The sequence below is a fragment of the Pseudoalteromonas sp. c7(2019) genome (assembly GCF_011378625.1).
In the GTDB taxonomy this organism is placed as follows: Bacteria; Pseudomonadota; Gammaproteobacteria; order Enterobacterales; family Alteromonadaceae; genus Pseudoalteromonas; species Pseudoalteromonas arctica.
In genome coordinates this window covers 17,103-28,944 of record NZ_WTKS01000026.1, presented here as the reverse complement: position 1 = coordinate 28,944, position 11,842 = coordinate 17,103, and the positions used below count along the sequence as shown (strand labels likewise).

At 39.8% G+C, this 11,842-nt stretch carries 10 protein-coding genes; 3 read left to right on the top strand and 7 right to left on the bottom strand.

Going from position 1 to position 11,842, the window contains the following annotated elements; all coding sequences use genetic code 11:
- Window positions 1-111: 111 nt before the first annotated feature.
- Window positions 112-990, top strand: a complete 879-nt coding sequence (locus GQR38_RS19350; RefSeq protein WP_024591551.1) for a bile acid:sodium symporter family protein — start codon at window positions 112-114, stop codon at window positions 988-990.
- Between the two features lie 319 nt (window positions 991-1,309).
- Here the strand turns inward: GQR38_RS19350 and GQR38_RS19345 are convergent, their stop codons facing one another.
- Both GQR38_RS19345 and dgt read right to left on the bottom strand, forming a co-directional pair.
- Entirely contained in the window at window positions 1,310-2,947 is a 1,638-nt protein-coding gene (locus GQR38_RS19345) for a cell surface protein (protein ID WP_165721969.1), read from the bottom strand.
- A gap of 72 nt (window positions 2,948-3,019) precedes the next feature.
- A complete protein-coding gene (gene dgt, locus GQR38_RS19340; RefSeq protein WP_165721968.1) occupies window positions 3,020-4,486 on the bottom strand; it encodes a dGTPase in 1,467 nt (488 codons plus the stop codon).
- A gap of 163 nt (window positions 4,487-4,649) precedes the next feature.
- Here dgt and GQR38_RS19335 point away from each other — a divergent pair, with 163 nt between their 5' ends.
- Window positions 4,650-5,870, top strand: a complete 1,221-nt coding sequence (locus GQR38_RS19335; protein ID WP_024591549.1) for an ectonucleotide pyrophosphatase/phosphodiesterase — start codon at window positions 4,650-4,652, stop codon at window positions 5,868-5,870.
- A gap of 91 nt (window positions 5,871-5,961) precedes the next feature.
- Here GQR38_RS19335 and GQR38_RS19330 read toward each other — a convergent pair whose 3' ends face one another.
- Both GQR38_RS19330 and GQR38_RS19325 read right to left on the bottom strand, forming a co-directional pair.
- Window positions 5,962-6,705 carry a zinc-dependent metalloprotease family protein gene (locus GQR38_RS19330; RefSeq protein WP_007583576.1) on the bottom strand — a complete coding sequence of 248 codons (744 nt, stop codon included), beginning with the start codon at window positions 6,703-6,705 and terminating at the stop codon, window positions 5,962-5,964.
- Window positions 6,706-6,832: 127 nt separating this feature from the next.
- Window positions 6,833-7,537: a hypothetical protein gene (locus GQR38_RS19325; RefSeq protein ID WP_007583574.1), complete on the bottom strand. Its 705-nt coding sequence runs from the start codon at window positions 7,535-7,537 to the stop codon at window positions 6,833-6,835.
- A 379-nt stretch (window positions 7,538-7,916) separates the two neighbouring features.
- Between GQR38_RS19325 and GQR38_RS19320 the strand changes: the two genes are divergently transcribed.
- Window positions 7,917-9,074: a benzoate/H(+) symporter BenE family transporter gene (locus GQR38_RS19320; protein WP_121953525.1), complete on the top strand. Its 1,158-nt coding sequence runs from the start codon at window positions 7,917-7,919 to the stop codon at window positions 9,072-9,074.
- Between the two features lie 137 nt (window positions 9,075-9,211).
- Here the strand turns inward: GQR38_RS19320 and GQR38_RS19315 are convergent, their stop codons facing one another.
- The 3 genes from GQR38_RS19315 to GQR38_RS19305 are packed head-to-tail and all read right to left on the bottom strand — an operon-like array spanning window position 9,212 to window position 11,812.
- Window positions 9,212-10,261, bottom strand: coding sequence for a DUF2955 domain-containing protein (locus tag GQR38_RS19315; protein ID WP_024607811.1), 1,050 nt, complete (start codon window positions 10,259-10,261; stop codon window positions 9,212-9,214).
- A 10-nt stretch (window positions 10,262-10,271) separates the two neighbouring features.
- Window positions 10,272-11,336, bottom strand: coding sequence for an HlyD family secretion protein (locus GQR38_RS19310; protein WP_165721967.1), 1,065 nt, complete (start codon window positions 11,334-11,336; stop codon window positions 10,272-10,274).
- A gap of 8 nt (window positions 11,337-11,344) precedes the next feature.
- Window positions 11,345-11,812 carry a MarR family transcriptional regulator gene (locus GQR38_RS19305; protein WP_007583567.1) on the bottom strand — a complete coding sequence of 156 codons (468 nt, stop codon included), beginning with the start codon at window positions 11,810-11,812 and terminating at the stop codon, window positions 11,345-11,347.
- Between the last annotated feature and the right edge of the window lie 30 nt (window positions 11,813-11,842).

The window sequence follows — 11,842 nt, the reverse complement described above, 5'->3', positions numbered from 1 at the left end:
CAACACGTTTTTCCATCCTCAAAATAGATCACTTAATTAAGCGAATTGGTATACAGTTAACTTAAAAATTAACACTCCAATTAAAAACAATAACAAACGAGGCTGTCTAATTTGAATGCATCTATATTAACTGAAGTAATACTTCCGCTCGCTCTTGCACTTATTATGTTTGGTATGGGTCTTGGGCTTACAACAAACGATTTTACTCGTCTATTTAAAAGCCCGCTTGCCATTGTTATGGGTTTAATAGGCCAACTTGTAGCAATGCCTTTATTAGCATTAGGGCTGTGTTATTTACTTAACTTACCAACGCCTATCGCTATTGGTTTAATGATATTAGCTGCCTGCCCAGGCGGTACTATGTCAAATGTAGTAAGCCAGCTTGCTAAAGCTAATTTAGCGCTTTCGGTAAGTTTAACCGCTGCCTCTACCGCAATTAGTATAATAACCACACCGTTTATTATTGGCTTTGCTATGAGTCAGTTTGCCCCAGCAGACGATGCTACTTTTTCTATTTTAACTACTTCATTAGGGCTATTTTTTATTACCTTAGTGCCAGTTGCTATAGGCATTTGGTTACGTCACTTTAAAAGTGATTTTGCCATTAAAGCAGAGCCGTTTTTTAGACGCTTCTCGTTGTTTTTTATGCTTATGATGATTGCCGCACTAGTAATAAAAGAGCGCGATTTATTAGTTAGCTCATTTAACGATGTATTTTGGGCGTGCATAGCACTTAATATTGGTTCAATGGTTGTTGGTTGGTTAATTGCTAAGTGTTCAAAATTAAATTTAACTGATTCGCTGACGCTTTCAATTGAGGTTGGAATTCAAAATGCATCGTTAGCTATTTTAATTGCTATTAGCTTTTTGAATAAACCAGAATACGCGGTTACCGGTGGCGTGTATGGACTTGCTATGTTTATAGGGCCACTGCTATTAATTGGCGGGTTAAAGCTTAAAAATAAACGTACCGCTAGGGCTGTTAACTAGGACTTTTAATTAGGGCATGTTGACCAAGTTAGCTTAATTTAAGGCTACGTATAACGTAGCCGTAAACTCCAGTCTAAAAATACCACCTGTTAAATGTATGCTCTGCACCCATCGCGTCAACAAGTTGTAGGCTTACAAAAGACTCTCAAGCTTGAATATTGCACTAGGCGCAGAGCTTGTTTGCGCGAGAGTGAAGCTTCTAATTACTAGGGCGCATTTTAGGATGGGATAAGAGTGTAAGTAATATGGGGTAAAAAAGCAGTTAATTATTTGGTTACTAAAACTGCGCCTCAAATATGAGGCGCTACTTTAAAACTTACTATTTGGTTTGCATGTTTTTAGCGCGTTCTTCTGCATCTATTAATGCTTGTGATTTAGGGGCGCGTTTTTTCTCTTCTATTTTGGGCTTTTCAGCCGAGTCAGGATCCCAGCTTGAGTCTAACGATAAGTTAGCAAATGGATTGTTACTGACCGCTTTTTTAGGCTCAATTACTGGCTCATCAACTAGCGGTGTTGTTTGTGCTTGCTCAGGTATCGCGTCTTCTTTTTTAGGCATCGGCTTTTCACCAGGTAATGGTGCATCTGGGTTAAATGTACGCACCTCTGGTTCTTTAAAGTCTTGCTCGGTTGTATACGTAGTCGATTGAGCGTCAGATATTTGCTCTGGAGCGTGTAAATCTATAACCGGCTCACTCGCTGTTACTGGCTCAGGAGTAGTAATAACCGGCTCTACAGTGTTATGTTCGGCTTCTATTGGCGCAGATTCCGTTACTTGCGCTGTATAGTGCTTACGTTGTTTTTTTACTGGCTTTGCATCTGGGTCAAAGTCGCGTACCTCTGGCTCATTAAAGCTGCTGGCATTTTTAATGCGCTCTAAGGTTGTTTTAGCGGCGGCTTCAAACTCGGCGGTATTAGGTTCAGGTTTTTGTTTTACTTCGTTAAACGTAGCGGTACTTGTTTGCTCTAAAGTATCTGCTGGCTCCATTTGTGCAGACTCAATTTCACTTGTTTGCGATGGAGTAACTACGTTGTTTTGCTCATCTGAGATCTGCGCTGTGTTAGTAGGTTCCACTGACTCTTCATTTGTCGCTACGCTGCTCTCAACTGCTTTATTATTTTGAGTTGCTTCGTTAATGACGACAGGCTCAATCTTTGGCTCTTTTGTTGTTTGTACTGGCTTTGTTTCTTTAATTTCAGGTTTAGCTGGCGTAGCAATTTTTTCTGATTTAACTTCAGGTGGAGCCGCTATAGTCGGTTCTGCCATCGTTTTACTTTGTTTTGCACGGCGCAGGCGCACGACTACTATAGCGCCAATAAGTACCACTATAACAAGTATTAAAGTGGGTAAAAGTAACGAGCTTGGGCTTTGTGCTACAGGTTGCGGCGCAATTACAGGCGCTGGTTTAGTTAACACCGGTGCTGGTTTTACAAGTACAGGATTTTCAGGCGTAGGTTGAACGCTTTGCTCTGGCGTCGCCGGTTTTACTTGCTCTATCACAGCTTCGTTTTTTTGCTCTATAACTACTTGCTCGGGTGCTGCTTTTGTTGGCTCTGCATCAATTACTATTTCGTTACTGTTGGTATTTAGCTGATCGTTTATTTGTTGTTTTTGATCATTAGTTAAATTAAGGGTTTGCTCGTTGATGCTTTCTTTAACAGCTTCTTCAGTAGGTTTAATTACAGGGGCAGGTTCAACAATTTTAGGTTGTGGCTGAGTAATAATAGTCGGCTCAGGCTCTATTATTTGGGGCTTAGGTTGTGCTTGAATTTCTTTTGGCTTATTACAGTTATTTTTGTAATCACGCGCAGCTTTACGATATTTTTGACTCGCTTTATTATTACTATTTTGCTGCATTTCTTGTTTAATTAAAATGCACATAGCTTCGTTGTATGCAGCACTTTGCGCACTATAAAATAAGGCAAAGCAAAGGGTAAATCTAATTAGTTTTGATATCATGAAGTTATGCGCGCTTAAATATTAATAGTTTGATTTTAAGCGCAAAATTAAAAATTATCCAGAGTAATACAACTAATCAATAACCATAAGGCTACGATATTCATCGTAAGCAAATTGGTCGGTCATACCGCTTATATAATCTTGGATTAATCTACAACGATAATAAAACTCGTATGCCGCAAAGTGATCGGGCTCTTCTTGCATCGCATCTATTGCGTGTTGGTAACTATTTAAGTGCTTTTTAGAGAGCTTTTTAACAAGTCGCGACTCTATTAATAAACGTGAATCGCCATTTAGTGCACGCTTAAAGTCATCCTTGTTTAGTAGCAGTAATGGTTTATAGCAATCGAGCAAACCATTAATTATGCGATACCCTTGTAGCTCTAATTTTTCGACTTCTTTGTTTGAAAATACATGCTCAAGCGCTACCTGCTTTAGTGTTTTAGTTACTGCATGTAGATGGCTTCTATCTTCTAAAAGCGCTTGGTTAAAATCGCCATGATAAATAGGTTCTATATTTTCGATAAAGCGTTTTGCGGCGTGATTTACTAGCGGATGTAGCAATGCAACCCGCAGGTATATAAAAAATTCACTATTAAAATTATAGGGTTGTGCTTGTGCACGCTCTAGTGCGTAGTCTACGGCTTTGTCTACAAAATTTTGATGTTGAGCGTCGTCGATTAACAGATTTATTAATACTTTTTTGTAACTACTTTTAAGTTTTTCGCACAGCAACTCAGTGCTTATTATGTCTTTTTCTACGGCGTCTTCTATGTCGGCTAGGCAATACGAAATGTCGTCGGCGGCTTCCATTATGTAACTTGCAGGATGGCGGCAGTAAGGCTCAGTAGTGAGCTCTTTTTGTAGCGCTTCAACAAAGTTTTTTTCGCTGTAGTAGTAACCTACTTTTTTCATTAAATAGTTTTTATTTTGCGGAATGTCTTTTACATCAAGCCCAGCAGGGCGAGTGTATTTTAAAATACCAGCACTTTGGCTGTAGGTTAAATTAAGCGTTTGCAAAGAATGAATTATACGTATGCCTTGGGCGTTGCCCTCAAAGTTACAAATATCAAGCGCAAGGTGTTTAAAAACAACACCTATACCGGTGTTTGGTTCTTTACAGCGCTCGGGTGTTACGCTTGCTAGGTTGTTATTAAACCAGTGGTTAATAGCAGCTTCGCCAAAATGCCCAAACGGTGGGTTGCCTATGTCGTGCATTAGGCAGGCCATTTCTACTAGGCTTTCTAGCGGGCGCTCTAGCTCGGTTAAGCCGTAATCTTTTTGTTGCTCGTAGCTTAAATTAGCAAAAATACGTTGCACTATAAAACGACCAACCTGTTGTACCTCAAGCGAGTGGGTAAGGCGAGAGCGTACAGCTGCGTTGCGCTCAAGCGGAAACACTTGTGTTTTTTGCTGCAGCCTGCGAATAGCAGCACTGTTAATAATACGTCCACGGTCGCTTTCTAGCGCCATCTGTAAGTTAGAGGTTGTGCGGTACATTCGTGCTGGCGTTATTTTTTTACTAAAATCTATGGTCATCTTTATACTTGTCCTTTTTTACAATTGATGACTGGCATAGTTTTTAGCACATAGTCATTTGTCTTTAATATACAGGGTTTAATCTATCAGTTTGTATCATAAAGTAACAACTTGCTTTAAAATAATTTTTTGAGTAATTGTTGTGCATTTATAGGTGTTTATAATGAAACAGTGGATTTTAAAGGCAGTATCAATTTGCCTAATGTTAGGAATGAACAGCGCATTTGCTGCAAAAGAGCAAACTGTGGTGCTTGTATCAATTGATGGCCTGCGTTGGGATTATATTGAAAAACACGGCGCGCCAAATTTAAAAGCAATGGCCGAGCGCGGTGTTCGCGCACAAAAACTAATACCTGTTTATCCAACTAAAACGTTTCCTAACCATATTTCTATTATTACGGGCTTACTGCCAGTAAACCATGGCATTGTTGATAATAGCTTTTGTGATAAAGCGCGTAAAAACGACTGTTACAGCATGGGCAAAGCATTGGGCGATAGCACATGGGTAAAGGGTATTCCGCTTTGGAATTTAGCCAAAATGCAGGGACTTAAATCGGCTACTTATTTTTGGCCTGAGTCAGATGCATTATTTAACGGCATGACACCAGATTACTTTTATCACTATTCTAAATACAGCGATTACCAAAGCCGTGTTGATCAAATTATTCAGTGGTTAAGTTTACCAAAAGCACAGCGCCCACGTTTTATTGCGAGTTACTTTTCGCTAGTTGATAGCATGGGCCATGAATTTGGGCCAGACGCACCACAAACGCGTGATGCAGTTAAACAGCTTGATGAATTAATGGGGCAATTACAAACTCGCTTAAGTAAATTAGAGCAAGAGGTAAACTTAGTTATTGTGTCGGATCATGGTATGACGAGTATAGATCCAGATAAAAGCATTGATGTAACCACACTGCCTCAAGATGAAAACTTTTTAGTTAAAAATACTGGCCCACGTTTACTTATTTATACCCAACCGGATGCTAAAAACGCTGATATTGAAGGTTACAAAGCGCGTTTACGAGATGCGTCAAACGGTCGTTATACAGTATTAACTGACGAGCAATTAGCAGCGTATCATTACAATAAAGGCACTCGCGTAGGCGATATTGTGGTGCAAACTACAGCGCCAGCGGTATTTACCAATGGTAAAAAACCAACCTATTTAGGGACTCACGGTTATGCATATACCGAGGATATGGCAGCATCATTTATTGCTGTAGGCCCTGCATTTAAACAAGGTGTAAGCCTTAAAGAAGTAAATAATCTTGATATTTACCCAGTACTTGCAAAAGTGATGGGACTTAAATTGTTAAACAAAGTAGACGGCAATGGTAAAACATTAATGCCAGCAATTAAGCAAAAAATCGTTGTGCATTAGCTTAATCTAAAAGAGCGCGTAAGCGCTCTGCAGGGAAGAACATGTTAAAACTTTAAAGTGGGCTATTTAGCCCACTTTTTTATTGGGCAGCTTATTTAAAGTTAGCAATACTTGTTTTTGTAGCAGTAACTGTGCGAATTGCATGCGCTTGGTTTGTAATACCAAATGCAATACCGTTTACGCTCCAGCCAGGGTTAGAGAAGTAATCGTACTGAGTTGCGCTACCGTAAACGTGCGGGTAAGCCATAATACTTGCAAATTCATTTTGTACGCCATGACCCATGCCATCTACATATACACCGCCAGACGTGTCACCTTGTTTGCGTGAATGCGCTAAACCTTGGTTATGACCAAGTTCGTGTACAAATGTAGTTGCACCACAATCAATTGCAGTGATTGAGTACATACGGCTGCTCATTGAGCTGTATAGATTGCCATTAGTGCCTTGGCCAACCCATGCTAAACCACATGAAATAAGCCCATTGCCAGCACTTTGACCAGTACCTAATACGGCAATCATGTCGGCTTTCCAATCGCTGCGTAAACCATCTACGTAGCTGCTATTTGTAACCGAATCTAACCAATCCTCAGACGGCGTTACTGCATAGTCACCTAGGTTTTGTTTGCCAGCTAAGCGTAGTGTTATATCAACGCCATTTTGGCTATATACCTGATTACTAAAAGCAATTAGTTGATTTATTTTAGTGTCAATATTGCTAGTTGCAGCAGCTGATTGGTCGGTATATAAAATACCGATATCGATTGTTTCTGCTTGTGCAACACTTGCTGCACATAATGCCGCAGCCAGTGCGGTTGTTGTGATTACTTTTTTCATTATTGTATTTCCTTACTCTTGTTGTGGTTGGAACTTGTTTTTAACTTGGTTGAGCTCATAAAAAGCAGACACACTAAAGCTGCCTTATAGTGCGGCTTTAGTTGTTTTTTTATATTTTGATTATTGGTTAGCCATCAATTTTTGGTGCAAATATATCGATGCTTTTATCTGATTTGGGTTTTGGTGCGGTTACATCATGCTCTATGTGGCTTTTATATAAATCGCGTTTTGCTGCAATCCATCCGTACTTACCTTTACTTTCGAATACATAATTGCCAGAAGGCGCAGTAAATTGACCATATACGGCATCTTTACCTACCGTTAAAACGGTATTATGCATGCGACCGTCAACACCCACTATTTTGCCAAATATGCTCTTATCGCCATTTTCAGACTCAACCACATTAGTCACTTCTGCGGTGAATGTTTCGGCTGTTTGCGGAATAGCTAAATCAAAATTTTCGCCAGTTTCTAAAGCCTGTAAAGAATTTAAATCAAACTCAATGTAGGCTTCGTTATGTAAGTCGGTAGGTAAAACTTTTGCGTTTATGAGCACTTGCTTTGCTTTGTCGGATAGGCGATTTACGGCATCAAATTCTTCAAACGGTAAATTGTTGTCAGGGGCAACAATGGGTTTAACGGTAATTGGATCTTTACTCATATCAATAGGTGCAGGGGGATGTGTATTGCGCGTTTTTTGTAAATCAATAGGAACAAAATCAATAGCAACAGGCGCGATAGGTTCGCCCGTTTCATCTGCATTAAAAAATAGCCCATAAACTGCAAATGCCGATAATGGTATAGCAATTAGTAAGACGACAGATCTCTTCATTTGTTTCTCTTTTAGTGTTTTTGGTTAACTGTTTGTTACGTTTTATATTATTAAATGGATTAGATCAAGATAATAAATGTAACCGAAAAGAATTAATTCTAAATTTCATAATTCCTTATAAAATATAAGGATATTTATTTTTGGTATGTTTTTCACTCTTTTTAGTATTGGTTTTTTGTAGGGTTTATGCGGCCTTTGGCGCGTTTGTGGGTACTTGTTTGTTTAGTTAAATACAATGGTTAAAAGTGACTTTTTGACGTTAATTACAATAAAAAATAAAAAGTGAATTTTTTTCACTCTTTGTAAACTAATCGCTAATTGCAATGCATTTATCGGGCACGTATGTTGTGTGCTGCATAAATGGCATTACGAGGGATTTATGAAGGTGTCTGATCAGTTGCTTAACCGAATTACAGCAGGGCTTGTGGCTGTAATTATTGGTTTTTCGAGTTCCATTGCATTGATTTATCAGGTGGTGATAACCCTTGGAGGCACGCCCGATTTAGTAGCTAGTTGGATTTTAATGCTTGGTTTAGTGATGGGCACAACGTCAATAGGTTTGTCGTACTATTACAAAGTGCCTGTTTTAATTGCGTGGTCTACCACGGGGGCTGCATTACTGATTTCAAGTGCACAAGGGTATAACTTAAACGAGGCTATTGGCGCGTTTATGCTCAGTGCATTGCTCGTTTTTTTGTCGGGGGTGACGGGCTGGTTTGAAAAAATAATGAACCGTATTCCAAGTGAGCTTGCGTGCGCCATGTTGGCCGGCGTACTTGTTACCTTTGGTATTGATGTTTTTAATTTTATGAACGACATGCCTTTAGTGATTGGCTTAATGGTTGTTATGTACTTTATTGGTAAACGCTTTTTTGCCCGCTTTGCTATGTTAAGTGTGCTTATTATAGGTGTACTACTCGCTTGGCAAATGGGCCATATTGATACCAGCGCACTGCACTGGAAAATGAGCGAATTTGCTTATATTGAACCCGTTTTTCACTTGCAAGCATGCATTAGCATAGGTTTACCACTTTATATAGTTACCATGACCTCGCAAAATTTACCGGGTATTGCTGTTTTAAAAGCGCATAAATATAAAGCGCCTATATCTGCGTCTCTTAATGTGACTGGTTTTGTAAATATGCTTACCGCCCCGTTTGGAGCTTATTCTATTAATTTAGCCGCTATTACTGCTGCTATTTGTATGAGTGATGAAGCGGATAAAAATCATGATAAACGTTATTGGGCGAGTATAGCGGCGGGCGCATTTTATATTTTAATGGCGCTGTGCGCGGCTACATTAGTCGGGTTGGTGGCAAGTTTACCGCAGGCACTTATTTTAGCTTTGGCGGGCATTGCGCTATTTGGCACCATTGCTAATAGTTTGCAGCAAGCCCTTAGTAGTACTAAATATACGGAGGCCGCAATTGTTACTTTTTTAGTAACAGCATCTAACTTAACATTACTCTCAGTGGGGTCTGCTTTTTGGGGAATTATAGCGGGTGTGCTTACGCTCCTTATCACCCAAAAAGACTAAAAACTTTATTGTGTACAAAGAGCTGCTGGTGAGTATTTAAAACAAAATTATAGTTTATTTATATTATAAAAATAGCTTAACTAAGCTTATAAAAAAGGCTGCAATTGCAGCCTTTAGTTTTATAAAACAAGATTTACCTAATCAAAAGTATGATGGCGAGTTACACTAAACCGATTAAGTATATGGTGCATAATATACACAACGCACAGACTTAATATTATAGCCACCGATACCGAGCTAAACCGGTACATTGCGCTATAAACAAGATCTTGGCCTGGCCCGAGTGAGTTCCCAAATAAAATACCAAACGTAGTCAACACACCAAAACCAATACCAGGTATGCCTCCGCCTAAAATATGAAAACGCGCAAAAAGAAACGAAAGTATCCATAAAATAGCCATCGGAAAAAGTAAAAAATCAGAGTGACTATACAAAAATAGTTGCGATAGTAACGCTGCATTACACCCTATAAGCGTTCCAATTGCTCGCTGCCAACCAGCCATACCTGCGGCTTTCCAGCACAATGAAAACAAAATAAGCACAGAAGCTGCCTGCGCAGATATTGAGTCTTGTAAATCAAGAACCTGAAAAACCACAAAAGAGAGCGTAGCCACGGTTGAGCATAACAATACCTCATGGCGAATACTTTCTTTTGCTTTAGCTGGCATTACTCGCCCGGGCCTTGCGGTTACATCAGGAAATAGGCCATGCATTAATGCTCCAATAACAACGGTTAAAAATATAGCCAAACCATTAGTTAAAATTAACGGATAAATACTACTTCCTTCATCAACATAGCTCGAAAAATGTAGCTGAATAGAAAGGCTTATCACGCCTAAAGCGCCAAATAAAAAGGCGCTGCCGCTACTCATTTGGTGAAATAAAAAGCAGAAAACACCAAACACTAACAATGTCATAACGACTGGCAAGTGAGAAAATAATCCCTGCATTATCAGCACTATAAGCGCGCTAAATGCAGCAGATGCTATAAATTGATTTATAAGCCCACGACTTAACGTAGGTACCATGCCCAATATCAACATAGGATAAACGGTAAAAAATATACCATTAGGCCAGTTCATTAATTTACTAATAGTAAAGCCAAGGGTGCATCCACCTGCAATGCGTAGTGCTTGGCGAAGGCCATTAGAGTCTAATTGTGGGCCTTGGCTAACAATTTGAGTCATAAAGCCTCCATTAATAAATGTAGTGTAACCAGCTAATAAATCTAATTTGTGCAGAGCCAAACCATTGCCCAATTGTCGATTCGGGTAATAATTGTACTGTTGCACGTGACCCGCTTGGCATGTTCGCTATTAAGTCTTGATGATTTACGAGCTTTAAATGAATGCGTTGACGCTGTGCGTCACGTACCCAACGATTGCTGGTTTCTGTTGTACTTAGTAAACCATTTGCACTAAGTTGACCGTTGCTAACACCTGCTTCAAATGTTTCTAGTATTGCGTCGTAAACTTCACCTGGGCGGCTATCAAATACGACGCGCGCTTGAGTGCCTTGCTTCATATTTGAGAGTGACTTTTCTCTAAAGTCGGCAACTAAGTCGGCTTTTTTAGCGACAATAGCTAATAATGGGCTACCTGCAACAGCGTACGCGCCGTCTAATAATTGTAAGTTAGCAACTACGCCGTCACTTAGTGCACGTACTTGCGTGTAGGATAAATTTAACTCAGCCTGCGCTAACTGGTTAGCTGCATGACGCATAGCTAAGTTTTTATTACCTGAGTCACCTCTAGCTAAAACCGCTTCAGCTAACTGCGCTTCTAGGGCCGCAACATTTGCTTTACTGGCCTCAAAGTTAGCACGAATGCTTTCAAGCTCTTGCTCCGATATAGACTTTTGAGTATAGAGTTTTTCGCCTCTGCTTTTTAATAGCTGTTGCTCATGCTGCTTAGCATTTGCAGCACTAATTTGTGCTTCAAGGGCTTTAACATTGGTATCAAGACGCTTGTTTTGTAATTTGGCATCATCAAGCGCGAGTTGAGCTTGCTCTTTGGCTAAATTATATGGGCCTTCATCGATACTAAATAATATATCGCCCGCTTTAACTGATTGGTTATTATTAACTTGCACACTAGTGACTCGGCCACTAATTTGCGGTGATATTTGCACAACAGGGTGGTATACACGTGCCTGTGGTGTCACAGGCAAAACCATATCGGCCACTAAATAGTAAATAAATACTAAGATAAACCCTATGAGAGAAAACCTTACATAGCGTGCAAACTTTTGATCCGGTGTCATTTTTAGCCTTACTTATTAACTTGAATACATTTAAGGGCGTTTTGCTCTATTTTGATCAAACCAAATGCAATGGCATCTAGCTGCTCAACAGATAAACCGCTGTATAACTGATTTTTTATATCGGAAATGGTTTCTTGCAATGAATGTAAAATGGCATCACTTTGCTCAGTAAAATAGAGTCTTTTACTGCGCTTATCATGTTTGTCTACACGGCGAACGATTAACGATTGCTCCTCTAATTGCTTAAGCGTACGAGTCAGTGAAGGCATTTCTATCCCCAAGCTATTAGCAAGTTCAAGTTGTGTTAGTCCCTCACCACGCATATTTATATGCATTAGTGCAGTCCAGCGCGACTGAGTAAGCCCCAAAGGCTCAACAGCAATGGTTACTGCTTCGCGGCATAAGCGATGAACTCGGCCCATATTACCGATAACTGTTAAATCGAGCGTCTCGTGAAAAGGTTTTTGTGTAGGCATAGCCATCCCAACATAGTTAGCAAGCTAACT